This is a genomic window from Micromonospora sp. DT31 (genome assembly GCF_049841795.1).
In the GTDB taxonomy this organism is placed as follows: domain Bacteria; phylum Actinomycetota; class Actinomycetes; order Mycobacteriales; family Micromonosporaceae; genus Micromonospora.
This window is the reverse complement of record NZ_JBNCKZ010000013.1, coordinates 81,088-104,911: the sequence shown is the minus strand read 5'-3', so window position 1 is coordinate 104,911 and position 23,824 is coordinate 81,088. Positions and strand designations below refer to the sequence as shown.

The following is a 23,824-nucleotide window of genomic DNA, read 5'->3' as shown; positions in this document are numbered from 1 at the left end:
GATTAGAATGTATGTACTAATCCAGTTGTTGACCTGGGAGGACGCCCGTGACCGCGCCCACCTCCACCGCCCCTGTCACCCCCTACGCCACCCTCCTCGGATTCACCCGCTACGTCGATCGCACCGGCCCCACCAAGGCCACCTTCGTCGGCGGTCTGCGCCGGCAGCGGGCGAGCCGGCACGGCTTCAACCCGCACGGCCAGTTCGTCAAGGCGCTCAAGGCCGACGTCGCGTTCCACACCGGCGGCACCCACCTCGCGCAGATCGCCGACCTGGTCAAGCCACGCTGGCGCCCGCTCTACGAGGCGCTCGTGCCCGGCGCGACCCGCTGGCTGCACTCGCTGGGCGAGCCGGCCGGGGTGGATCTGGCGCAGACCCGCGACGCCCTGGCCATGCTGGGCGACCTACCCGTGAAGATCAACCCGCAGTTCGGCGTCCGGTACGCCGACGGGCGGGCCGAGGCCATCCGGCTGCACTTCGACGAGGCGCCGCCGAGCGAGGAGGCCACCTTGGCCACGCTGCACCTGATGACCCGGCACATGGACGCGGTGCTGCCGCACGCCGAGCCGGTGCTCGTCGACGTACGCCGCGGCGAGGCACACCGGATGCCCGCCGACGTCAAACCCCAGCAGATCGAGCAGTGGCTGGCCGGCGAGGCCGCCGCGTTCCGGGCCATCTGGTCCACCGCCGCCTGACCACCGACGCGAACGGCCGCTCCGTCCGCGGGGCGGCCGTTCGACGCTCCGACCACACGGCGTCGGCCGCCCCGGGGCGCGAACCGGGCAGCGCGGACCGGGACAGTCGGCGCGCGGAGGGCGGACGCCGAAGGGTCAGCGGTCGAGGCGCTCGTCGAGCAGCCCGGCCCGCCCGGCCAGGGCTGCCGCCTCCACCCGGCTGGTCACCCGCAGTTTGCGCAGCAGCGCCGCGGTCATCCGCTTCACCGTCCGCTCCGACGTGTGCAGGCGTTCGGCGATCGTCACCGTGCCGTGCCCGCCGGCGATCGCCTGCAACAGCCGGCGTTCCTCCTCGTCCAGGTTGAGCCCCGGCGCCCGGGCGGGCCCGACCAGTTGCCGCAGCAGACCGCTCGGCATCACCGCCCAGCCGTCCAGCACGGCCAGCAGCGGGGGCAGCAGGTCCTCCGGCTCGCTGGTCTTGGGCAGGTAGCCCTCGGCACCGCAGCGCAACGCCTCCACCGCCGGGGCGGGGTCGTCCGAGCCGGACATGGCGAGCAGCCGGACCCGAGGGCTGTTGCGCCGGATGGCGGCGATCGCCCGCGGACCGCCGGGCGGCGGCATGTGCAGGTCCACCAGGGCGAGATCCGGCGCGCACCGGGCGACGACCCCGGCGGCGGCGGCCGCGTCGCAGGTGGAGCCGACGACCTGGACACGGCCGTCGGTGGTGGTGGACAGCAGCAGTTCAAGCCCGCGGACGAAGAGCGGATGGTCGTCCACCACGGCGAGCCGGATGGGACCGTCACCCATGTCTGCTTTCCTCCTCCCGGACAGGATAGGTGGCATACGGGGGCTGTTGTCGGGAACACCCGTGCATGGCTCTCGACTTCACCACCCCGCCCGGTCGTCCCCATCACGGGCCGGTCGATCGGGACGAGTCGCTGTCGATCCGGGTCCTCTGCCACGAGATGCGCACGCCGGTGCGGGCGCTGGCCGCGTTGACCCGGGCCCTCACCGAGCAGCCGGCACTGGCCACGCCGGACCGGCGGGCCATCGCCGCGCTGGCCCACGAACACGCCGTACACCTGGGGACGCTGCTGAACGACCTCGGCGACCCGGGGTTCCGGGACGGGTCGGACCGGCCTCCCCGGCTCCCGCTGGCCGCCCTGGTCCACGCGGTCACCGCCGCCGCCGGTCCCCGACTGCGCGCGCGGGTCGAGCGGGCCGCCGCCGACCTGACCGTGCCGGGGCAGCACGTCCGGCGGATCCTCGCCAACCTCGTGGACAACGCGCTGCGCCACGGCCCGGCCGGCGGGCCGGTGGTGGTCCGCGCCGCCGTGCGCGGCGACATGCTGACGCTCTCCGTGCTGGACCAGGGCCGCCCGTCCCCCGCACTGCGCGCGGCGCTGGCCCGGCCCACACCGTCGACCGCCGGGCCCGGCCTCGGCCTGTGGATCGTCCGCCGCCTGGTCGACGCCCACGGCGGAACACTTGGCGCCCGCCACCGACGGGGCGGCGGGCTGGCCGTGCAGGTCCGGCTGCCGGTGCCGCCCCGAGGTGTCCCGTCGGGGACACGGGTCGGCCCCGGCGGGCCGACGCAATGGGCATCCGGGTGAGGACAGCACCGGTGCACCGGGAGGAGAACCGCGATGTTCACCCACATGAAGGACCTGCAGTTCGAGGCGAAGCCCGACGGGCCGGACGCCGCGTTCGCGCGGCGGCTCCAGGAGGTCCTGGGCGGCAAGTGGGGCGAGATGACCGTCGCCAACCAGTACCTGTTCCAGGGCTGGAACTGCCGCCTCCCCGGCAAGTACAAGGACCTGCTGCTCGACGTCGGCACCGAGGAGATGGGCCACGTCGAGATGATCGCCACGATGATCACCCGGCTCCTGGAGAACGCCCCGCTGTCGCTGGAGGACGCCGCCGAGGAGAACCCGATGGTCGGCGCCATCTACGGCGGGTCGAACCCGGCCCACTTCATCCACGGCGGCGGCGGCGCGCTGGCCGTCGACAGCGCCGGCGTGCCGTGGAACGGCAACTTCATCACCGCCAGCGGCAACCTGATGGCCGACTTCCACCTCAACGTCACCGCCGAGGCCCAGGGCCGGCTCCAGGTGGCCCGCCTGTTCAACATGACCGACGACCCCGGCGTCAAGCAGATGCTGCGGTTCCTGCTCGCCCGCGACACCATGCACCAGAACATGTGGATGGCGGCCATCGAGCAGCTCCGGGAGGACGGCCTGGAGGAGATGCCGGTGCCCGACGCCTTCCCCGACTCGCCTGAGTTCACCGCCGAGTTCAGCTACACGTACCTGGACTTCTCGCCGGGCCAGGACGCCGCCGAGGGCCGTTGGGCGTCCGGGCCGACACCGGACGGCAAGGGCGAGTTCCGCTACGACAACGCTCCTCGGGCGCACGCGCCCGAGCCGGTGCTGGCCCCCGGCGACCCGCGCCTGTACGGAACCAACCCGGGAATGGTCGGCAAGGTCGCCAACACCGTCAAGAGCAAGCTCACCTGACCTCGCCCGCGTCGGGGCGCCCGCGCGGGGGGGCCCCCCCCCCCCCCCCCCCGGGGCGCCCCCCACCCGCCCCGCCTGCGCGGCTGCGACCCCCACCCCCCCCCGCCACCCCGGCCCGCCCCCGGCGGGGCCGCGCGCCCCCGCGCCCCCCCGCGACACCCCCTCGTTCTCCGCACCACACCGTCCGGGAGTCGTCATGTCCACGTCCAACCGCACCAGGACGGCCGTTCTCGCCCTGCTCACGCTCGTCTCGGTGGGCGCCGGCCTGGCCCTGCCCGCGATCCTGGCGCTGGCCGCCCTCACCGCGCTGGTCCCGCTCGCGGACGCGCTGGAACGCGGGCCGGCACCGGCCGCCCACCCGGCGACCGCCCGGCACGAACCCGCCTGACCCCGCCCCCGGTCCACCCTCGCCGTTCGCCGTCATTCGTCAGTCGCCCGCCGTCGAGGAGCACCAGTGGTAACGAACGACTCGCCCGTCCTACCTCCGCTGCGGACCGTCGGCACCCCCCGCCCGGTACGCGGCCGTCTCATCCTGCTCGGGCCGGCGTTCGTGGCCGCGGTGGCCTACGTCGACCCGGGCAACTTCGCCACCAACTCCACCGCCGGCGCCCGGTACGGGTACCTGCTGGTCTGGGTGGTGGTGGCCGCGAACCTGGCCGCCATGCTGGTGCAGACGCTCACCGCCAAGCTCGGCCTGGCCACCGGACGCAGCCTGCCGGAGCTGTGCCGCGAGCACCTGCCCCGGCCGCTCAACCGGATCATGTGGGCGCAGGCCGAGCTGGTCGCCATGGCCACCGACCTGGCCGAGGTGATCGGCGGGGCGGTCGCGCTGCACCTGCTGTTCGGCGTCCCGCTGCTGCCCGGCGGCCTGATCGTCGGCGCCGCCTCGTTCGCCATCCTGGCACTGCGCGCCAGGGGTTTCCGGACGTTCGAGATCGCCATCGCGGTGCTGCTCGGCGCGATCGTGCTGGCGTTCGCGGTCAACCTGGTCAGCGCGCAACCGGACGCCTCCGCCGCCGCGGCCGGACTGCTGCCCCGGATGCAGGGCACCGACAGCATGCTGCTCGCCGCCGGCATCCTCGGCGCGACGGTGATGCCGCACGTCATCTACGTGCACTCGGCGCTGACCCCGAACCGCCTACCCGCCGACGGCGAGGCGCAGCGGCGTGTGGTCGCCAAAGGGCTCCGGATCGACGTGCTGATCGCGCTCGGCATCGCCGGCGCGGTGAACCTGGCCATGCTGCTGGTCGCCGCGAGCAGCTTCCACGGCACCTCGATCCCGGGCACCGACACCCTCGAGGGCGTGCACGCCGGGCTCGCCACCACGATCGGCACGGCCGCGGCGGTCGGCTTCGCGGTCGCCCTGCTCCTGTCCGGGCTCGCCTCCACGAGCGTCGGCACGTACGCCGGCGAGATCATCATGCAGGGCTTCCTGCGCCGCCGGGTCCCCCTGCTGATCCGCCGGATGATCACGTTGCTGCCCGCGCTCGCGGTGCTCGCGATCGGCGTCGACCCGACCCGGGCGCTGGTGCTGTCCCAGGTGGTGCTGAGCTTCGGCATCCCGTTCGCGCTCATCCCGGTGGTGATGTTCACCCGCCGCCGGGATCTGATGGGCAGCCTGGTCAACCGCCGGGCCACCACCGCCGCCGCGGTAGCGATCACGGCGTTCGTGGTGGCGCTCAACGCGTTCCTGCTCTGGCAACTGGTCGCCTGAGCACACCCGCGCCCGCCCGCGGTGTCATGGCCGGGCGGGCGCAGGCTGAGCGGGCTCAGGCGGCCAGGTACTTCTCCAGGTCGTCGAGGATCTGCCGCTCGGGGCGGCCCAGGCCGGTGTCGCCGACGACGATGCCGGAGAACGAGTCCGGGCCGTACAGGCGGATCTCGGTCGGCACGAAGCGCACGATGGAGACCTTCTCGGTGAACACGGTCGGGCGATCTTGGCCAGCTCGTCGTAGAACTTCGTCTTACCCTAACTGACCTGGTAAGGCGTACCTGAGTGGCGCTGTCGATGGGTTGCGCCTCCACCGGGGGGAGGCGCGATGGTGGGCGCATGGACGGTGCGGAGCGCTACTCGATCGGTGACCTGGCCCGGCGGACCGGGCTGCGGGTGAAGACCATCCGGTTCTGGTCCGACCGCGGCATCGTGCCGCCCACCGACCGGGGACCGGCCGGCCACCGCCGCTACGACGCGGCGGCGGTGGCCCGGCTCGACCTGGTACGGACGTTGCGCGAACTCGGTGTGGACCTGCCCACTGTGCACCGGGTCGTGACGCGCGAGGTCACCCTGCCCGAGGTCGCCTCGGCGCACGCGGACGCTCTGACGGCGCAGATCCGCCTGCTGCGGACGCGCCGCGCGGTACTGACCGTGATCGCCAGGCGCGGGGCCACGCCGTCCGAGGCCGACCTGCTGCACCGGCTGGCCGGCCTGGCCGCGCGGGAGCGACGGCGGCTGGTCGATGAGTTCCTCGACGCGGCGTTCGGCGGCCTGACCGATCCGGCGTTCGCGGGCATCCGCCGATCGCTCACGCCGGAGCTGCCGGACGATCCGGACGACGGCCAGATCGAGGCGTGGGTGGAGCTGGCCGAGCTGACTCTGGACCCGGAGTTCCGGGCCGGGCTGCGTCGGCTGGCCGAGCAGCACGCGGCGGACCGGGCCGGCGCCGAGGGCGTACGCCGGGACGTGGTCACCGTGGTCCGGGAGGAGGTGGCCCCGGCGCTGGCCGACGGCGTCGAACCGGCCGCGCCCCGGGCCGACCCGATCCTGGCCCGGGCGGCGAGCCGGTACGCCCAGCTCTGCGACCTGCCGGACGACGCCGACCTGGGCCGGCGGATGCTGGACCGGTTGCGGGCCGCGCGCGACCCTCGCCGGGAGCGGTACCTGGATCTGCTCTCCGTGGTCAACGGCTGGCCACCGGCCGAGAGCCTGGCCCCGGTGCTGGACTGGTCGATCAGGGCACTGCACGCCCGGCAATCCTAAGGCGGGCGCACCAGGCCGGGCTGGTGGAGCCGGCGACCGAGGTGGGTCAGTCCTCCGAGGTCTGCCGGCTGCCCGGCACCACGGGCGTCGGCCACACCCCGACGCGGGCGGCCACCGGCACCTCGACCTGGTGGTCGGACCAGACGTACGTCTCGGGCAGCAGGTCGGCGATCGGGACCGCGCGCAGCCCGTCGGTCGGGCCGACGATCACCTTGATCGACGGGAAGTAGTCGAGCAGCACCTGACGGCAGCGCCCGCAGGGCGGAATGACGCCCCGCCCTCGGTCCCCCACCGCGACTATCGCCTCCAGCTCGCCCGCGCCCTGGGTCGCGGCAGCGCCAAGGGCCACCACCTCGGCGCACGGGCCACCGGTGAAGTGGTAGACGTTCACGCCGCTGAACACCCGGCCGTCGGTGCCGCGTACGGCGGCGGCGACGGTGTGGTTGTCGCTGCGGCAGCGCAGCTTGGCCACGGCGGTGGCGGCCTGCACGAGCGCCCGGTCGGTGTCCCGCATGATCGTCCCCACCTCTCGTCGGCCTCGTCGGCGGCAACCCTATCGGGCGGCACGGCCCGCCCGGCCACGGCACGCCCGTCGCCGGTAACCCGGGGGCGGTCCGCCACGCGGCTGCCTATCCTTGGCGACGACATGCAGAATCCAGCCGTACCCGCCGCCCCTGACACCGCCCGCGACCTGCACCGCCGACTCGCGCCCCTGATGTTCCGCGACCAGCGGCGGCTCCAGCGGCGGCTCGACGGCGTACGCAGGCTGCGCGATCCGCAGCGGCGGGAGGCGGCGCTGGCCGAGATCTCGGCCGACGTGACGCGGGCCGAGGCGCGGCTGGAGTCGCGCCGCGCCGCGGTGCCGGCTATCACCTATCCACCGCAGTTGCCGGTCAGCGAGCGGCGGGACGACATCGCCGCCGCGATCCGCGACCACCAGGTGGTGATCGTGGCCGGCGAGACAGGTTCCGGCAAGACCACCCAGTTGCCCAAGATCTGCCTGGAGCTGGGGCGCGGGATCACCGGCCTGATCGGGCACACCCAGCCCCGCCGGTTGGCGGCCCGTACGGTGGCCGACCGGATCGCCGAGGAGATCGGCACCGAGCTCGGTGACGTGGTCGGCTACAAGGTGCGTTTCACCGACCAGGTGGGTGACAACAGCCTGGTCAAGCTGATGACCGACGGCATCCTGCTGGCCGAGTTGCAGACCGACCGGATGCTGCGGCAGTACGACACGCTGATCATCGACGAGGCGCACGAACGCAGCCTCAACATCGACTTCATCCTCGGGTACGTCAAGCAGCTCCTCCCCCGCCGGCCAGACCTGAAGGTGGTCATCACCTCGGCGACCATCGAGACGGACAGGTTCGCCCGGCACTTCGCCGACGCCGAGGGCAACCCGGCGCCGGTGGTCGAGGTGTCCGGGCGGACCTATCCGGTGGAGCTCCGCTACCGGCCGCTGGTCGAGGTCACCGAGACCGACGAGGACGCCGCCGACGAGGAGAACGTCCGGGACCAGATCCAGGCCATCGGCGACGCGGTCGAGGAACTGGCCGCCGAGGGGCCCGGCGACGTCCTGGTATTCCTCAGCGGTGAGCGGGAGATCCGGGACACCGCCGACGCGCTGGCCAAGCTGGTGCAGAACAAGCGGTCGTTGCTCGGCACCGAGATCCTGCCGCTGTACGCCCGGCTGTCCACCGCCGAGCAGCACCGGGTGTTCGCCGCGCACAGCAACCGCCGGGTGGTGCTCGCCACGAACGTCGCGGAGACCTCGCTGACCGTGCCCGGCATCAAGTACGTGGTGGACCCGGGCACCGCCCGGATCTCCCGCTACTCCACCCGGCTCAAGGTGCAGCGGCTGCCCATCGAGCCGGTCTCGCAGGCCAGCGCCAACCAGCGCAAGGGCCGCTGCGGGCGTACCTCGGACGGCATCTGCATCCGCCTCTACGACGAGGCGGACTTCGACTCCCGGCCCGCGTTCACCGACCCGGAGATCCTGCGCACCAACCTGGCCTCGGTCATCCTCCAGATGACCTCGATCGGGCTCGGCGACGTCGCGGCGTTCCCGTTCATCGACCCGCCGGACCGGCGCAACGTCGCCGACGGCGTCAACCTGCTGCACGAGTTGGGGGCGCTCGACCCGGCCGAGACCGACCCGGCGAAGCGGCTCACCGCGCTGGGCCGGCGACTGGCCCAGCTCCCGGTCGACCCCCGGCTGGCCCGGATGGTCCTCGAAGGCGAGCGCAACGGCTGCGCCACCGAGGTGGTGGTGATCGCCGCCGCGCTGTCCATCCAGGACCCGCGCGAACGGCCGGCCGAGAAACAGGCCCAGGCCGACCAGGCGCACGCCAGGTTCGCCGACTCCGAGTCGGACTTCGTCGCCTACCTGAACCTGTGGCGCTACCTGCGGGAGAAGCAGCGGGAGCTGTCCTCCAGCGCGTTCCGGCGGATGTGCAAGGCCGAATACCTCAACTACCTGCGGGTACGCGAGTGGCAGGACATCGTCAGCCAGTTGCGCCAGGTGCTGCGCAGCTCGGACCGGGGCGAGGGCGGGCGCGGCGCCGGCGCGGACCTGCCCGAGGAGATCGACACCCCGAAGGTGCACCAGTCGCTGCTGCCCGGCCTGCTGTCGCACCTCGGGCTCAAGGACGCGCAGAAACACGAGTACCTGGGCGCGCGCGGCGCGAAGTTCGCGATCTTCCCCGGGTCGGCGCTGTTCAGGAAGCCGCCGCGCTGGGTGATGGCGGCCGAGCTGGTGGAGACGTCCCGACTGTGGGGCCGGGTCGCCGGCCGGGTCGAGCCGGAGTGGGTCGAGCCGCTGGCCCAGCACCTGGTCAAGCGCAGCTACAGCGAGCCGCACTGGGAGAAGAAGCAGGCCGCGGTGATGGCCTACGAGAAGGTCACCCTGTACGGCGTCCCGCTGGTCACCTCGCGCAAGGTCAACTTCGGCCGGATCGACCCGGCGTTGAGCCGTGAGCTGTTCATCAGGCACGCCCTGGTGGAGGGCGACTGGCAGACCCACCACCAGTTCTGGCGGGACAACCAGAAGTTGCTGACCGAGATCGAGGAGCTGGAGAACCGGGCTCGGCGCCGCGACATCCTGGTCGACGACGAGACCATCTTCGCCTTCTACGACCAGCGCGTCCCCGCCGACGTGGTGTCCGGCCGGCACTTCGACACCTGGTGGAAGAAGACCCGGCGGGAAAGGCCGGACCTGCTCACGTTCACCCGGGAGCTGCTGGTCAATGCCGGCCGCGGCGGGGTGGACGAGGAGGACTTCCCGGACGAGTGGCAGGCCGACGGCGTGACGCTGCCGCTGACGTACACGTTCGACCCGACCGCGCCCACCGACGGCGTGACCGTGGACATCCCGCTGCCGCTGCTCAACCAGGTGCCGGCGGACAGCTTCGACTGGCAGGTGCCGGGGCTGCGCGAGGAACTGGTGATCGCGCTGATCCGGTCGCTGCCCAAGCCGGTACGGCGCAACTTCGTCCCGGTGCCCGACTACGCGCGGGCCGCGCTGGCCGCGATCACCCCGGGCGAGGAGCCGCTGCTGGCCGCGCTGACCCGCCAGTTGCGCCGGATGACCGGGGTGACCGTCCCGGCGGACGCGTGGGACCCGGGTCGGCTGCCGCCGCACCTGCGGGTCACGTTCCGGGTGCTCGGTGACGACGACAAGCCGGTCGCCGAGGGCAAGGACCTGCCGGCCCTGCAACGCGAGCTGCGCCAGGAGGTACGCCAGGTGGTGGCCGCCGCCGCCCCCGACGTGGCCCGCACCGGGCTGACCGGGTGGAGCATCGGCGAGCTGCCCCGCACCATCGAGCAGGTGCGGGCCGGGTTCGCGGTGACCGCGTACCCGGCGCTCGTGGACGAGGGCACCACGGTCGGGGTGAAGGTGTTCGACTCCGCCGCCGAGCAGGAGTCGGCGCACTGGGCGGGCACCCGGCGGCTGCTGCGGCTGACGCTGCCGTCACCGGCGAAGTTCCTCCAGGGGCGGCTGAGCAACGAGGCGAAGCTGGCGTTGTCGCGCAACCCGCACGGCAGCGTGCCGGAGCTGATCGAGGACGCCACCGGCGCGGCCATCGACAGGCTGATCGGTGACGCGGGCGGTCCCGCCTGGGACGCCGACGGTTTCGCCGCGCTGCGCGAGCGGGTCCGGGCCGACCTGGTGGACACGGTCGTCGAGGTGATGGAGCGGGTCCGGCGGGTGCTGGCCGCCGGGTACGCGGTGGAGCAGCGCCTCGGCGCCACCCGGAACCTGGCCGTGGTGGCCGCCCTGGCCGACATCCGCAGCCAGCTCACCGGCCTGGTGCACAAGGGTTTCATCACCGAGACGGGGTACGCGCGGCTGCCCGACCTGCTGCGCTACCTGACCGCGGTCGAGCGTCGGCTGGACCGGCTGCCCGGCAACCCGCAGCGGGACAAGTCCCAGCAGGACCGCATCGCCGTGGTGCAGAAGGAGTATCAGGACATGCTGGCCGCCCTGCCCCCGGCGCGGCGCGCCTCGGCGGCGGCCCGGCAGATCCGCTGGATGATCGAGGAGCTGCGGGTGAACGTGTTCGCCCAGGCCCTCGGCACCCCGTACCCGGTCTCCGAACAGCGCATCTACCGCGCCATGGACGACGCCGAGGGCCGCTGACCCCGGGGCGGGTTCAGAGGGGTTCGACGCCGGGTGGGAGTTGGGCGGTGGCGGTGGCGTCGTGGACGTACTCCAGGAGGATGCGGCGCAGTTCCCGACCGGCGTGGGTGGGCACCACGTCGCGGCGGCGGGCCACCGCGATGGTCCGGCGCACGCCGGGCGGGGCGAGCCGGGTGACCCGGATGCCCGGCCGGCGGGCCACCACGATGCCCGGGACCAGTGCGACGCCGAGACCGGCCTCCACGAAGCTGAGCACGGCGTCCATCTCCCCGCCGTCGACCGACAGGGTCGGCTCGAAGCCGGCCGTCCGGCACGCCTGGAGGGTGGCGTCGCGCAGGTCGTAGCCCTCCCGGAACATGACGAGCGGTTGGTCACGCAGGTCGGTGATGCGCAGTTGCCCGTCGGGCGGAACGCCTGGCAGCGGGTCGAGCGAGGCGACCACCAGGCTCTCCCGCAGGATCGGGTCGAGGCGCAGCCCGGGGTCGGCGCCGCCGGACGGCATGATGACCAACGCGAGGTCGAGTCCGCCGCGGAGCAGGTCGCGGACGAGATCCTGCGATCCGCCCTCCTCGACGCGCAGGTCGACGGTGGGGTGGGCGTCGCGGAACCGGCGCAGCACCGGGGGCGCCAGCGAGGTGGCCAGGCTGGGGGTGGCGCCCAGCCGGACCCGACCCCGGCGCAGCCCGACCAGTTCCTGCACCTCGCGGGTCGCGGTGTCCACGTCGGCGAGGATCCGCTTGGCCAGCGGCAGCAGGACCTCGCCGGCCGCGGTCAGCGTGATGTTGCCCCTTACCCGCTCGAAGAGCGGGGCACCCAGGTCGGTCTCCAGGGCGTGAATTTGCTTACTCAACGAAGGCTGGGTGATGCCCACAAGATCGGCTGCCTGGGTGAAATGTCGTACTTCGGCCACCGCCACGAAGTAGCGAAGCTGATGGAGCTGCATCTACATAGCTTACGGCTATCAACACTGCGATTTCGATGCATTGGACGCCTGATCGAACTGCTCCTAGCGTCAGTCGCGTGGTAATCACGAAAACTCGGTCGCCCATCCGCTCGAACGTCGGCCTCAAGGCCGTCATGGCGGTGACCGGCATCATCCTTGTGTTGTTCCTGATCCTGCACATGATCGGCAACCTGAAGATCTTCACGGGCGAGACCTCGTTCGACCACTACGCGCACTGGCTGCGGGACATCGGCACGCCCCTGCTGCCGACGACCTGGTTCCTGTGGATCCAGCGCACGGTGCTCACCGTGGCCGTCCTGGGGCACATCGGCGCGGCCATCGTGCTCGCCAGGCGGGCCCGCGCCGCCCGGCCGGTCGCGTACGCGCACCGCCGCAAGATCCACGTGAACTACGCGGCCCGCACCATGCGCTGGGGTGGGGTGATCATCCTGCTCTTCGTGATCTACCACCTCCTCGACCTGACCACAGGTCACCTGAACCCGCAGGGCGACCCGGCCAACCCGTTCGGCAACGTGGTCGCCGGCTTCGCGCCGGAACGCTGGTACGTCACGCTCTTCTACACCCTCGCGCTGGTGACCCTCGGCTTCCACCTGCGCCACGGCGCCTTCAGCGCGTTCCGCAGCCTCGGTCAGCAGACGCCCAAGGGCGAGCGCCGGGCCCGGATCGCCGCGCTCGTCTTCGCCGTCCTGCTCGTCGGCGGCTACCTGGTGGTCCCGTTCGCCGTACTCACCGGATTGGTGGCCTGACATGGATCTGTACACCGAAGGCGACCCGATCGCCGACACCCGGGCCCCCGACGGCCCGGTCGAGACTCGGTGGGAGCGGCACCGCTTCGAGATGAAGCTGGTCAACCCGGCCAACCGCCGCAAGTTGACGGTGATCGTGGTCGGCACCGGCCTGGCCGGCGGCTCCGCCGCCGCGACGCTCGCCGAGCAGGGCTACCGGGTGAAGTCCTACTGCTACCAGGACAGCCCGCGCCGCGCCCACTCCATCGCCGCGCAGGGCGGCATCAACGCCGCCAAGAACTACCGCAACGACGGCGACTCGGTGCACCGGCTCTTCTACGACACGGTCAAGGGCGGTGACTTCCGCTCCCGCGAGTCGAACGTGCACCGGCTCGCCGAGGTCTCGGTCAACATCATCGACCAGTGCGTGGCCCAGGGCGTGCCGTTCGCGCGCGAGTACGGCGGCCTGCTGGACACCCGCTCCTTCGGCGGCGCGCAGGTGCAGCGCACCTTCTACGCCCGGGGCCAGACGGGCCAGCAGCTGCTGCTCGGCGCGTACCAGGCGTTGGAGCGGCAGATCGGCCTGGGCAACGTCGAGATGAACGCCCGGCACGAGATGCTCGAACTGGTCCTCGTCGACGGCCGGGCGCGCGGCATCGTGGTCCGCGACATGGTCACCGGCGAGATCAGCACCGAGATGGCCGACGCGGTCGTGCTCGCCTCCGGCGGCTACGGCAACGTCTTCTACCTCTCCACCAACGCCAAGGGTTGCAACGTCACCGCCTCCTGGCGGGCGCACCGCAAGGGCGCCTACTTCGCCAACCCCTGCTACACCCAGATCCACCCGACCTGCATCCCGGTCTCCGGCGACCACCAGTCGAAGCTGACCCTGATGAGCGAGTCGCTGCGCAACGACGGCCGGGTGTGGGTGCCCAGGACCGCCGGCGACGACCGCAGTCCCCGGGACATCCCGGAGGACGAGCGGGACTACTACCTGGAGCGGATCTATCCCTCCTTCGGCAACCTGGTCCCCCGCGACATCGCCTCCCGCGCCGCGAAGAACGTATGCGACGAGGGACGCGGCGTCGGCCCCGGCGGGCTCGGCGTCTACCTGGACTTCGCCGACGCCATCAACCGGCTCGGCCGCAAGGCCATCGAGGCCAAGTACGGCAACCTCTTCGAGATGTACGAGCGGATCACCGGCGAGGACCCGTACGAGGTCCCGATGCGGATCTACCCCGCCGTGCACTACACGATGGGTGGCCTCTGGGTCGACTACGACCTCCAGTCGAGCATCCCGGGCCTGTTCGTGATCGGCGAGGCCAACTTCTCCGACCACGGCGCGAACCGGCTCGGCGCCTCGGCGCTCATGCAGGGCCTGGCCGACGGCTACTTCGTGCTGCCGAACACGCTGGCGAACTACCTGGCGTCCGGCCCGCTGGAGAAGGTCGACGCCAGCCACCCCGAGGCGGTCGCGGCGCGTACCGACGTCGAGGACCGGATCAAGCGGCTCCTGGCGATCAACGGCGACCGCACGGTGGACTCCTTCCACCGCGAGCTGGGCCAGATCATGTGGGAGCACTGCGGCATGGAGCGCTCCGAGGCCGGGCTGCGCAAGGCGATCGACGAGATCCGCGCCCTGCGGGACCAGTTCTGGCAGCGGGTGCGCGTACCGGGCGACGGCGAAGGGCTCAACCAGTCGCTGGAGAAGGCCGGCCGGGTGGCCGACTTCTTCGAGCTGGCCGAGCTGATGTGCATCGACGCCCTGCACCGCGAGGAGTCCTGCGGCGGCCACTTCCGGGCCGAGCACCAGACCCCCGACGGTGAGGCGCAGCGCGACGACGACCGGTTCGCCTACGTGGCCGCCTGGGAGTACACCGGCACCGGCGAACCCGTGCTGCACAAGGAAGACCTGACCTTCGAATACGTCCACCCCACGCAGCGGAGCTACAAGTGAACCTGACCCTGCGCATCTGGCGCCAGACCGGCCCCGAGGACAAGGGTCGGATGGTCACCTACCCGATGCGGGACGTGTCCCCGGACATGTCCTTCCTGGAGATGCTCGACGTGCTCAACGAGCGGCTGATTCTCGACGGCGAGGAGCCGGTCGCGTTCGACCACGACTGCCGCGAGGGCATCTGCGGCACGTGCAGCCTCATGATCAACGGCGAGGCGCACGGGCCGCAGCGCGGCACCACCGCCTGCCAGCTGCACATGCGGCAGTTCTCCGACGGCGACACGATCGACATCGAGCCCTGGCGGGCCCGCGCCTTCCCGGTCATCAAGGACCTGGTGGTCAACCGGAACGCCTTCGACGAGATCATCGCCGCCGGCGGCTACATCACCGCGCCCACCGGCAGCGCCCCGGAGGCACACTCCACGCAGGTGGCCAAGGCCGACGCGGACGCCGCGTTCTCCGCCGCCGCCTGCATCGGCTGCGGCGCGTGCGTGGCGGCCTGCCCGAACGGCTCCGGCATGCTGTTCACCGCCGCGAAGATCACCCAGCTCTCGCTGCTGCCGCAGGGCCAGCCCGAGCGCTACACCCGGGTGATCGGCATGGTGGACGCGCACGACGAGGCCGGCTTCGGCGGCTGCACCAACATCGGCGAGTGCGCGACGGCCTGCCCGAAGGGCATCCCGCTGAACACCATCGGCCGGCTCAACCGCGACTACCTGAAGGCGACGGCCAAGCGCGCCGGGACCCCCGGTACCTGAGCCACGCCGCGAACCACCCGACCGTCGCGCCCCGCACCGGGGCGCGGCGGTCGCCCTTTCCCGGGGTACGACCGGTCCGCGGCCACGGCGTCGGGCACGCGACCGGTTGGTACCGTGAGGCGGCACCCCGCGTCACCGCAGCTCCCCGGAAGGGCGGTCATGGCCCGCAGCGCTTCCGCAAACGCGTCGCCGCCGCCGCTGCCCCAGGCCGGTCCGGACGGGCCGGTCCAGCCGGAGTCGCTGCTCGAACGCGCCCTCGCCGAAGCCTTGCACCGCGCGGACGACAACGACGAGGTGGCCAGCCGGATTCTCGACGCCGCCTTCGAGCAGTTCTGCCGGATGGGCATCCGGCGCTCCACCATGGAGGACGTGGCCCGTCGGGCGGGGGTCTCCCGGATCACCGCGTACCGCCGGTTCGCCACCAAGGACCGCCTCGTCGAGCAGGTCGTCCGCCGGGAGTTCCGGCGCTACTTCGACCGGTTCCTGGTCGACATCCAGCAGGCCGAGACCGTCGCCGACCGGGTGGTGCTGGGCTTCGTCAGCGCCCTGCACGCCATCCGCCGCAACCCGCTCATCGGCGGGCTGACGGCCACCGAACCGGACGTGCTCATCCCGTCGATGATCAGCGACGGGGGGCGGACGTTGGCCACGGTCCAACGGTTCGTCGCCGGACAGCTCCGCCGGGAACAGCGCGCCGGCACCATCTCCGCCGCGGTGGACGTCGAGGTGGTGGCCGAGCTGATGACCCGGCTGTCCTGTTCCTTCCTGCTCACGCCCAGCCACGTCATCGACCTCGACGACGAGCACCAGTTGCGCGCCGTGGCCCGGCGCTACCTGGTGCCCATGTTGGGGCACGTCTCACAGGCCGAGTGACCGGCCGATCACCTCCTTCATGATCTCCGTGGTGCCGCCGTAGATCGTCTGGACGCGGGCGTCCAGGTACGCCCTGGCCACCGGGTACTCGCGCATGTAGCCGTAGCCGCCGTGCAACTGCAGGCACCGGTCCACGGTGCGGTGCTGCAACTCGGTGCACCACCACTTCGCCATCGCCGCGGTCTGCGCGGTGAGTTCCGGATCGACCAGGCAGTGGTCGACGAAGACCCGCCCCAGGCGCAGCTCGGTGGCCAGTTCGGCGAGCACGAACCGGTTGTGCTGGAAGCTGCCGATCGGCCGGCCGAAGGCCTGGCGCTGCTTGCAGTAGTCGAGCGTCTGCGCGAACACGGTCTCGGCGCCGGCCAGTGCCGCGACCGCGATCGACAGCCGTTCGAGGGGAAGGTTGCGCATCAGGTAGGCGAAGCCCTCGCCCTCCACGCCGAGGAGGTTGGCCGCCGGCACCCGGACGTCGGCGAAGAACAGCTCGGCGGTGTCCTGCGCCCGCTGCCCGATCTTGTCGAGGTTGCGCCCGCGCTCGAAGCCGGACATGCCCCGCTCCACCACCAGCAGGCTGATCCCCCGGCGCCCCGCCCCCGGGTCGGTCCGGGCGACCACGACGACCAGATCCGCCAGGATGCCGTTGCTGATGAAGGTCTTCTGCCCGTTGAGGACGTAGTGGTCCCCGTCCCGGATCGCGGTGGTCGTGATGCCCTGCAGGTCGCTGCCGGCGTCGGGTTCGGACATCGCGATCGCGGTGACGATGTCGCCGGAGCAGAACCCCGGCAGCCACCGCTGTTTCTGCTCGTCGTTCGTCAACTCGGTCAGGTACGGCCCGATGATGTCGTTGTGCAGGCCGAACGCCGGGCCGCTCGCGCCCGCCCGGGCCAGTTCCTCGGTGAGGACGGCGCTGAACCGGCGGTCGGTCACCCCACCGCCGCCGTAGCGCTCGTCGACGGAGAAACCCAGCAGGCCGGCGGCTCCGGCGGCCCGCCACACGTCCCGGTCGACGATGCCGTCGGCCTCCCACCGCTCGTGGTGCGGGGCGATCTCCTTGGCGATGAAGGCGCGCGCCAGTTCGGCGAACGCGAGGTGGTCGGCGGTGAAGACGGCGCGCTCCGCCATGTGCGTCAACTCCTTCACGTCTGCGGGTCCTACCGGGCCAGGTCCGCCACGGTGGCGATGAGACGCCGTGGGTCCGGCCCGAGCGGCGTGACGTTGAGGACCGTGACGCCGGCCTCGCGGTACGCCTGGACGCGGTCCCGCACGTAGCTCTCCGGCCCGATCAGGCTGGTGCGTTCCAGCAGGTCCGCCGGCACGGCGGCGGCGGCCTCGGCCTTGCGGCCGGCCAGGTAGAGCTCCTGGATCCGGTCCGCCTCGGCGGCGTAGCCGTAACGGCACAGCAGGTCGTGGTAGAAGTTGCGGCCCTTGGCGCCCATGCCGCCCACGTACAGGGCGATCAGCGGTCGGGCCAGGTCCCGCAGGCTGGTTACGTCGGGGCCGATGGCCAGCGGGCCGCCGGCCACGACCTGAAGCGGCGCGAGGTCGGCGGACCGGGCGGCCCGGCCGGCCGTCAACGCGGCGCCCCACACGTCGTCCGCGCGCTGCGGGTCGTAGAGGAACGGCAGCCATCCGTCGGCGATCTCGGCGGTCATCCGGACGTTCCTGGCACCCAGGCTCGCCACGTAGATCGGGATGCGTTCGCGGACGGGGTGGGTGAGCATCTTCAAGGGTTTACCCAGGCCGGTGCCCTCCCCGGCGGGCAGCGGCAGGCGGTAGACGCCGTCGTGCACAAGCGTCTCCCGCCGCCACACCTGCCGGCAGATCCGGATCACCTCGCGGGTCCGGGCCAGTGGCCGGTCGTACGCGACGCCGTGCCAACCCTCGACCACCTGCGGGCCGGACGCGCCCAGGCCGAGGATGGCGCGGCCGCCGGACATCGCGTCGAGACCCGCCGCGGTCTGTGCCAGCAGCGCCGGCGTGCGGGAGTAGATCGGCAGGATGGCCGAGCCGATCCGCAGCCGGGAGGTCCGGGCCGCGAGGTAGCCCATGATGGTCGGGGCGTCGAAGCCGTACGCCTCCGACACCCAGACCACGTCCAGGCCGTCCTGCTCCCAGGCGGCCACCGCGTCCGCGCCGCCGCGCGGGTCGGTGGCGTAGGCCAGTGTTGTCCCGACGAGCATCAGTGCACTCCCTGCCCCTGGTTGACGATCGGTGCCTGGTTGGCGGCCGGTGCCTGGGTGACGACGCCGGCGTCCCGCCACCGCCGCAGGTGCGCGCCCAGCCCCCAGTCGGCGAGCACGGCCTCGGTGTCCACCCCGGGCGCCGGCGGGCGACCGCCGACCGCGCCCGGGGTGTCGGACAGGCGGGGCGCCGCCGCGGGCTGGCGGAGGCCGAAGTGCTCCTCGAACGTGCCCCGGGCGGCGAGGTGCGGGTGGTGCGGCGCCTCGGTGAGCGACAACACCGGCGCCACGCAGGCGTCGGTGCCGGCGAACACCCCGGTCCACTCGGCGCGGGTGCGGGCGGCGAAGACCTGCGCGAAACGCGCGCGCAGCACCGGCCAGCCGGCCACGTCGTGCTGGGCCGGCAGGTCCGCGTCGGCCAGCCCGAGCAGTCGGAGCAGTTCGGCGTAGAACTGCGGCTCCAGGGCGCCGACCGCCATGTGCCCGCCGTCGGCGGTGGCGTAGACGTCGTAGAACGGCGCACCGCCGTCGAGCAGGTTGCGCCCCCGTTCGGGCTGCCACGCTCCCCCGGCGAGCAGGCCGGCGAACATGGTGGTGAGGTGGGCGGTGCCGTCCACGACGGCGGCGTCCACGACCTGCCCCCGGCCGGTGGCACGGGCCAGGTGCAGCGCCGCCAGGGCACCCACGACGAGATAGAGGGCGCCGCCGCCGAAGTCACCCACGAGGTTGAGCGGGATCTGCGGTGGCCCGCCCGCCCGACCGATCGGGTGCAACGCCCCGGCAACGGCGATGTAGTCGATGTCGTGCCCGGCGGTGCGGGCCAACGGCCCGTCCTGTCCCCAGCCGGTCATCCGTCCGTAGACGAGGGCCGGGTTGCGGGCGAGGGCCGCCTGCGGCCCGACGCCGAGCCGTTCGGCCACGCCGGGGCGCCAGCCCTCGACGAGGATCGCGGCGCGCTCGGCCAGGCCGAGGACCACCTCGGCGCCGTCAGGGTGCTTCAGGTCCACCACGATCGACCGCTTGCCCCGGTTGAGCAGGTCCCGCCCGGGGGCCACGGTCGACGGCCCGCCCGGTCCCGGCCGGTCGACCCGGACCACGTCGGCCCCCAGGTCGGCCAGCAGCATCGCGGCGAACGGGCCGGGGCCGATCCCGGCGAGCTCCACCACCCGCAGGCCGGCCAGCGGGCCACTCATGCGCCGCTCCGTCCCGCGTACCGGGGTGCCCGCCCCTGGACCTGGCCGGCGAGGGCCTCGGCGAAGTCGGCACCGGCGAGGGACTCGGCCATCAGCCGCATGGAGTCGGCTCCCGCCTCGGCGGCTCCGGTCTCCAGGCCGGACCACACCTGCTGCCGGATCACCGCCACGGACGTCGGGGAGCAGTGGGCGGCGAGATCGGCGGCGTAGGCCTGCGCCGCCGGCAGCACCTCGTCGCGCGGGAGGACCCGTTGCGCCAGCCCCATCCGGTACGCCTCCGCCGCGTCGATCTTGCGACCGGACACCAGCAGGTCCAGCGCGTTGCCGACGCCGACGAGCCGGGGCAGCAGCCAGGCGCTGCCGTACTCGGCGACCAGGCCGAGGCGGCTGAACGCGGTGGCCAGGCGCGCCTGCTCGGCGAGGAAGCGCACGTCGGCGTAGAGGGCGTGCACCAGGCCGAGGCCGGCCGCGCCGCCGTTGACCGCCGCGACGATCGGCGTGCCGAGCGTCAGCGGCAGGTGGGGCGGGAAGCCGAACTCCCGCACCAGGAGGTCGCGGTGACGCGGGTCGAGCAGCGCACCCAGCGCCTGCGGGTCGGCGCCCGCGCAGAACCAGTCGCCGGTGCCGGTCACCACGACCGCCCGTACCGCCGGGTCCCGGTCGGCGGCCAGCAGGGCCGCGTAGTAGTCGCGGAACATGTCAAGCGTCATCGCGTTGCGCCGGTCCGGCCGGTCGAACCAGATCGTGCGGACCCCGTCGTGGGTCGCCGCCCGCAGGCCACACCCGGCGGGTGCGGCCTCACCTACCGACCAGCCCATCCGCCCCTCCTCCGTGACATTTGACATTTGATAGAGTTTGTCGGTGGCGGAGCGGAGCAGGATCCAGGACGTGACCCAACCCCAGCTGTCCGAGACGGTGGCCGGCCTGCTGCGGGACCGGATCATGTCCGGCCAACTGCGGCCCGGCGAACGCATCCGGCTCGAGGAGGTCGCCCAGCAGACCGGGCTGAGCATCACGCCGGTGCGGGAGGCCCTGCTCATGCTGCGCGCGGAGGACATGGTCGAGTTGCAGCCGCGCCGCGGGCACGTCGTCGCCCCGCTGTCCCGGCAGGACATCGTGGACGTGTTCGCGTTGCAGGGACACATCGCCGGTGAGCTCGCCGCCCGGGTGGCCGCCGACATCACCGCCGAGCAGCTCGACGACCTGTGGCAGCAGCACGAACGGCTGCGCCGGGCCGCCCAGGCCCGACAGGTCAGCCGGGTCGAGCAACTCGAGTACGAGTTCCACCGCCAGATCAACCGGTTGGCCGACGCCCGCAAACTGTCCTGGCTGCTGCGCACCGTGACCCGCTACACGCCGTCCCGGTTCTACGCGGCCGACCCGGAGTGGCGGGCCGGCATGGTCGCCGACCACGAGGCCCTGCTCGACGCGCTGCGGGCGCACGACCCGGCGGCTGTCCGACCGGTCATGGCACGCCACTTCACCGACGGCGCCGAACGGTTGATCAAGCACCTCGACGGGCTGGGCGTCTGGAACGGGTGACTCACCGACGACCATGACGCCACGAGAACATCGCCAACGACCGTCGCATGGCCGAGGCGGACGGCTGCAACGTCATCACGTCGATCGCCGGCCGGAACCGCTGCCAGGTTACCGACCGTGGCCGGCTGAACTCCCGCAGGCCGTCCGCGCCGTGCACCCGCCCGAACCCGGAGTCACCGACACCGCCGAAGGGCAGTGACGGCACGCCCGCGTAGCCCAGGACCGAGTTGACCGACACCGCGCCCGCCCGCATGCCCGCGGCGAGCGCCAGCCCACGGCGGCGGCTCCGGGTGAAGATCGAGCCGGAGAGGCCGTAGCTGGTCGCGTTCGCCCGGCGCAGCGCCTCGTCGGCGTCGGCCACCGGGTTGACCACGAGCACCGGCCCGAACGTCTCCTCGGTGACCGCCGCGCTGTCCTCCGGCACGTCGGCGAGCAGCACCGGCTCGACGAACGGCGGCCGCACCGAACCCGCGTCGCCGACCACCGCCCGGCCGCCCCGGTCGAGCGCGTCGGCGATGTGACCGCGCACCACGTCGGCCTGGGCCGGCGTGGTCATCGGCCCGTACGGCGCGTCCGGCTCGGCGCCCGGCCGGACCTGCCGCACCAGCTCGGCCAGCATCGCCAGGAACGGCTCGTAGACGGCCTGCTCGACGTAGACGCGCTCGACGCCGGCGCACGTCTGCCCGGCGTTGCCCAGACCGCCGAAGACCGCCGCCCGGGCCGCCGCGTCGAGGTCGGCGTCGGCGGTGACGATGAGCGCGTCCTTGCCGCCGCCCTCGATCACCACGGGGGTCAGGCGCTCGGCGCAGGCGGCCATCACCGCGCGTCCGGTCGTCGCCGAGCCGGTGAACGCCACCTTGTCGACCTCGGCCCGGCACAGCGCGGCGCCTGTCGTCCCGTCGCCGGTGACCACCTGCAGGACCGGCCGCTCGGGCAGCAGCTCGCTCCAGCGCTGCGCCAGCCACACGCCGACGCCGGGGGTGTACTCGCTGGGCTTGAACACCACGGCGTTGCCGGCGGCCAGCGCGTGCGAGACGGCACCCATCGGCGTGTAGACCGGATAGTTCCACGGCCCGATCACGCCGACCACGCCGTAGGGCACGTACTCCACGGAACTGGCCTGGTTGAACGCGAGCAGGCCGGAGGGGACCGAGCGTCGCCGCAGCACCCGCCGGGCGTGCCGGGCCGCCCAGTCCAGGTGTTCGACGGCGAGCATGATCTCCAGCTGGGCGCCCGCCAGCGACTTGCCGGTCTCGGCCCGGACGAGTGCGGCCAACTCCTCGACGCGGCTGGTGACGGAGGCCTTGAAGGCGAGCAGGTGCCGGCGGCGGTCCCGAGCGTCCAGGGCCGCCCACCAGTGGGCCGCCTCGCGCGCCCGGGTCACGGCCAGCCGCACCGCGGCCTCGTCGGCCAGCTCGTAGTCGGCGTGGTGCGCGCCGGTCACCGGGTCGACGACGTGCAGCCGACGAGGGTGCTCAACGAGGGACGTCATCGGCGGCCTCCTGACATTTGATATTCGATAGTTTAGCCTTGCTGTCAATCCCTTGCCGACGCCGGAGGTGCAGCCGTGGAGTGGAGCGACGAGCAACGGTCCCTTGTCTCAGCGGTGCGGGACTTCTGCCGCCGCGAGATCGGGACCCGGGAGCAGCGGCGGCAACTCACCGACGGCGGTCGGGAACCACACAGCCCGCAGCTCTACCGCAAGATGGCCGACCTCGGCTGGCTCGGCCTGTCGCTGCCGGAGGAGTTCGACGGCGGCGGCGCGGGCATGGCCGAACTCTGCCTGTTCCTGGAGGAGACCGCCCGGGCGATGGCCCCGATCGGCGGCTTCACCACCTCGATCATCGTGGCCGCCACCTACCAGCGGTTCGGCACACCGGCGCAGCAGAAGCTGATCCTGTCCGGGGTGGCGCGCGGCGTCATCGAAGCGGTCGCCATGTCCGAGCCCGAGGCCGGCTCGGACGTGGCGAACCTGAGCTGCCGCGCCGAGCGACGCGGCGACGGATACGTCGTCAACGGCCAGAAGACGTGGTGTTCCAACGCCCACCTGGCCGAGCACATCCTGCTGGTCGCCCGCACCGCCGGCCGCGCCGGCGACCACCACGGCCTGACCATGTTCCTGGTCCCCGCAACCGCGCCCGGCCTGACCATCTCCGGCATCGACACCATGGGCGGCCGGGAGGTCAACGACCTCTACTTCACCGACTGCCCACTGCCCGCCGACGCCGTGGTCGGCGAGGTCGACCAGGGTTGGCGGCAACTGATGGCCGGGCTCAACATGGAGCGGCTGATCCTCGCCAGCGTCATGCTCGGCACCGCCCAGCGGGCGTTCGACGACGTCGTGGACTACGTCAAGGTCCGGCGCCAGTTCCGCCGGCCGATCGGCTCGTTCCAGGTGATCCGGCACCGGCTGGCCGACCTCGCCACCGAGATCGAGTGTGCCCGGCTGCTGGTCCACGACACCGCCGCCCGGGTCGACCGGTCACCGGAGACGATGCTGCCGCGGGAGAGCTCGATGGCGAAGCTCAAGGCCACCGAGACCGCCCGGCGCGTCACCCTGGACGCGATGCAGATGATGGGTGGCTACGGCTACACCCTCGAGTTCGACATGGAACGACTGGTCCGGTCCTCGATCGTGTCCACCGTCTACGGCGGCGCCAGCGAGATCCAACGGGAGATCATCGCCCGGACGTACGGGTTGTCCGACCGGTTGTCCTGACGCGACGGCGCGGGCGTCGCCCCCCGGCCGCGCGCCGCGCGCGGGGTGGTCGGTGGGGCGGGCCCCACCGGTCCCCCTGGGCGCGCCGCGGCCCAGGCCCCACCACA

Annotated in this window: 22 protein-coding genes; 13 read left to right on the top strand and 9 right to left on the bottom strand. The window is 72.7% G+C overall.

Annotated elements, in window-relative coordinates; genetic code table 11:
• The first annotated feature begins 47 nt into the window (after positions 1 to 47).
• Complete coding sequence (locus ACLQ2X_RS20980) at positions 48 to 695, top strand: hypothetical protein (protein WP_425682770.1); 648 nt, start codon at positions 48 to 50, stop codon at positions 693 to 695.
• Between the two features lie 135 nt (positions 696 to 830).
• On the opposite strand, the gene ACLQ2X_RS20975 is transcribed toward ACLQ2X_RS20980, so the two are convergent.
• A complete protein-coding gene (locus tag ACLQ2X_RS20975) occupies positions 831 to 1,481 on the bottom strand; it encodes a response regulator (protein ID WP_425682769.1) in 651 nt (216 codons plus the stop codon).
• A gap of 65 nt (positions 1,482 to 1,546) precedes the next feature.
• Between ACLQ2X_RS20975 and ACLQ2X_RS20970 the strand changes: the two genes are divergently transcribed.
• From ACLQ2X_RS20970 to ACLQ2X_RS20955, 4 genes are all read left to right on the top strand, one after another.
• Entirely contained in the window at positions 1,547 to 2,287 is a 741-nt protein-coding gene (locus ACLQ2X_RS20970) for a sensor histidine kinase (RefSeq protein ID WP_425682768.1), read from the top strand.
• A gap of 33 nt (positions 2,288 to 2,320) precedes the next feature.
• Positions 2,321 to 3,190 (top strand): manganese catalase family protein, encoded by an 870-nt coding sequence (locus tag ACLQ2X_RS20965; RefSeq protein WP_425682767.1) that lies wholly within the window; start codon positions 2,321 to 2,323, stop codon positions 3,188 to 3,190.
• 196 nt (positions 3,191 to 3,386) lie between these two features.
• On the top strand, positions 3,387 to 3,578 hold the full coding sequence (locus tag ACLQ2X_RS20960) for a hypothetical protein (protein ID WP_425682766.1): 192 nt from the start codon (positions 3,387 to 3,389) through the stop codon (positions 3,576 to 3,578).
• Positions 3,579 to 3,644: 66 nt separating this feature from the next.
• Positions 3,645 to 4,904: an Nramp family divalent metal transporter gene (locus tag ACLQ2X_RS20955; RefSeq protein ID WP_425682765.1), complete on the top strand. Its 1,260-nt coding sequence runs from the start codon at positions 3,645 to 3,647 to the stop codon at positions 4,902 to 4,904.
• A gap of 55 nt (positions 4,905 to 4,959) precedes the next feature.
• Here the strand turns inward: ACLQ2X_RS20955 and ACLQ2X_RS20950 are convergent, their stop codons facing one another.
• Entirely contained in the window at positions 4,960 to 5,115 is a 156-nt protein-coding gene (locus tag ACLQ2X_RS20950) for a hypothetical protein (protein WP_425682764.1), read from the bottom strand.
• Positions 5,116 to 5,240: 125 nt separating this feature from the next.
• On the opposite strand from ACLQ2X_RS20950, the gene ACLQ2X_RS20945 reads away from it, so the two are divergent.
• On the top strand, positions 5,241 to 6,167 hold the full coding sequence (locus ACLQ2X_RS20945) for a MerR family transcriptional regulator (protein WP_425682763.1): 927 nt from the start codon (positions 5,241 to 5,243) through the stop codon (positions 6,165 to 6,167).
• 46 nt (positions 6,168 to 6,213) lie between these two features.
• Here ACLQ2X_RS20945 and ACLQ2X_RS20940 read toward each other — a convergent pair whose 3' ends face one another.
• On the bottom strand, positions 6,214 to 6,681 hold the full coding sequence (locus ACLQ2X_RS20940) for a cytidine deaminase family protein (RefSeq protein ID WP_425682762.1): 468 nt from the start codon (positions 6,679 to 6,681) through the stop codon (positions 6,214 to 6,216).
• A 132-nt stretch (positions 6,682 to 6,813) separates the two neighbouring features.
• Here ACLQ2X_RS20940 and hrpA point away from each other — a divergent pair, with 132 nt between their 5' ends.
• Positions 6,814 to 10,806: an ATP-dependent RNA helicase HrpA gene (gene hrpA / locus ACLQ2X_RS20935; protein ID WP_425682761.1), complete on the top strand. Its 3,993-nt coding sequence runs from the start codon at positions 6,814 to 6,816 to the stop codon at positions 10,804 to 10,806.
• Positions 10,807 to 10,819: 13 nt separating this feature from the next.
• Here the strand turns inward: hrpA and ACLQ2X_RS20930 are convergent, their stop codons facing one another.
• Positions 10,820 to 11,749 carry a LysR family transcriptional regulator gene (locus tag ACLQ2X_RS20930; RefSeq protein ID WP_425682760.1) on the bottom strand — a complete coding sequence of 310 codons (930 nt, stop codon included), beginning with the start codon at positions 11,747 to 11,749 and terminating at the stop codon, positions 10,820 to 10,822.
• A gap of 83 nt (positions 11,750 to 11,832) precedes the next feature.
• Here ACLQ2X_RS20930 and ACLQ2X_RS20925 point away from each other — a divergent pair, with 83 nt between their 5' ends.
• From ACLQ2X_RS20925 to ACLQ2X_RS20910, 4 genes are all read left to right on the top strand, one after another.
• The gene (locus ACLQ2X_RS20925; protein ID WP_425682823.1) at positions 11,833 to 12,516 is read left to right on the top strand and encodes a succinate dehydrogenase cytochrome b subunit; all 684 of its coding nucleotides are present in this window, start codon (positions 11,833 to 11,835) and stop codon (positions 12,514 to 12,516) included.
• Position 12,517: 1 nt separating this feature from the next.
• On the top strand, positions 12,518 to 14,452 hold the full coding sequence (locus ACLQ2X_RS20920; RefSeq protein ID WP_425682759.1) for a fumarate reductase/succinate dehydrogenase flavoprotein subunit: 1,935 nt from the start codon (positions 12,518 to 12,520) through the stop codon (positions 14,450 to 14,452).
• Positions 14,449 to 15,210, top strand: a complete 762-nt coding sequence (locus tag ACLQ2X_RS20915) for a succinate dehydrogenase/fumarate reductase iron-sulfur subunit (protein ID WP_425682758.1) — start codon at positions 14,449 to 14,451, stop codon at positions 15,208 to 15,210. The genes ACLQ2X_RS20920 and ACLQ2X_RS20915 overlap by 4 nt, the downstream gene beginning before the upstream one ends.
• A 159-nt stretch (positions 15,211 to 15,369) precedes the next feature.
• On the top strand, positions 15,370 to 16,083 hold the full coding sequence (locus tag ACLQ2X_RS20910) for a TetR/AcrR family transcriptional regulator (protein ID WP_425682757.1): 714 nt from the start codon (positions 15,370 to 15,372) through the stop codon (positions 16,081 to 16,083).
• Here ACLQ2X_RS20910 and ACLQ2X_RS20905 read toward each other — a convergent pair.
• Genes ACLQ2X_RS20905 through ACLQ2X_RS20890 form a run of 4 tightly spaced genes read right to left on the bottom strand, consistent with a single transcriptional unit; the run spans position 16,069 to position 20,301 of the window.
• The gene (locus ACLQ2X_RS20905; protein ID WP_425682756.1) at positions 16,069 to 17,205 is read right to left on the bottom strand and encodes an acyl-CoA dehydrogenase family protein; all 1,137 of its coding nucleotides are present in this window, start codon (positions 17,203 to 17,205) and stop codon (positions 16,069 to 16,071) included. The two genes, ACLQ2X_RS20910 and ACLQ2X_RS20905, sit on opposite strands and share 15 nt — an antisense overlap.
• Before the next feature lie 29 nt (positions 17,206 to 17,234).
• Positions 17,235 to 18,263: an LLM class F420-dependent oxidoreductase gene (locus ACLQ2X_RS20900; RefSeq protein WP_425682755.1), complete on the bottom strand. Its 1,029-nt coding sequence runs from the start codon at positions 18,261 to 18,263 to the stop codon at positions 17,235 to 17,237.
• Entirely contained in the window at positions 18,263 to 19,456 is a 1,194-nt protein-coding gene (locus ACLQ2X_RS20895; protein ID WP_425682754.1) for a CaiB/BaiF CoA transferase family protein, read from the bottom strand. The genes ACLQ2X_RS20900 and ACLQ2X_RS20895 overlap by 1 nt, the downstream gene beginning before the upstream one ends.
• Positions 19,453 to 20,301 (bottom strand): enoyl-CoA hydratase-related protein, encoded by an 849-nt coding sequence (locus tag ACLQ2X_RS20890; protein WP_425682753.1) that lies wholly within the window; start codon positions 20,299 to 20,301, stop codon positions 19,453 to 19,455. Before ACLQ2X_RS20890 ends, ACLQ2X_RS20895 begins: the two co-directional genes overlap by 4 nt.
• A gap of 43 nt (positions 20,302 to 20,344) precedes the next feature.
• On the opposite strand from ACLQ2X_RS20890, the gene ACLQ2X_RS20885 reads away from it, so the two are divergent.
• A complete protein-coding gene (locus ACLQ2X_RS20885; protein WP_425682752.1) occupies positions 20,345 to 20,998 on the top strand; it encodes a GntR family transcriptional regulator in 654 nt (217 codons plus the stop codon).
• 1 nt (position 20,999) lies between these two features.
• Here ACLQ2X_RS20885 and ACLQ2X_RS20880 read toward each other — a convergent pair whose 3' ends face one another.
• Positions 21,000 to 22,490, bottom strand: coding sequence for an aldehyde dehydrogenase family protein (locus ACLQ2X_RS20880; protein WP_425682751.1), 1,491 nt, complete (start codon positions 22,488 to 22,490; stop codon positions 21,000 to 21,002).
• A 75-nt stretch (positions 22,491 to 22,565) separates the two neighbouring features.
• Between ACLQ2X_RS20880 and ACLQ2X_RS20875 the strand changes: the two genes are divergently transcribed.
• Complete coding sequence (locus tag ACLQ2X_RS20875; RefSeq protein WP_425682750.1) at positions 22,566 to 23,717, top strand: acyl-CoA dehydrogenase family protein; 1,152 nt, start codon at positions 22,566 to 22,568, stop codon at positions 23,715 to 23,717.
• Positions 23,718 to 23,824 lie beyond the last annotated feature (107 nt).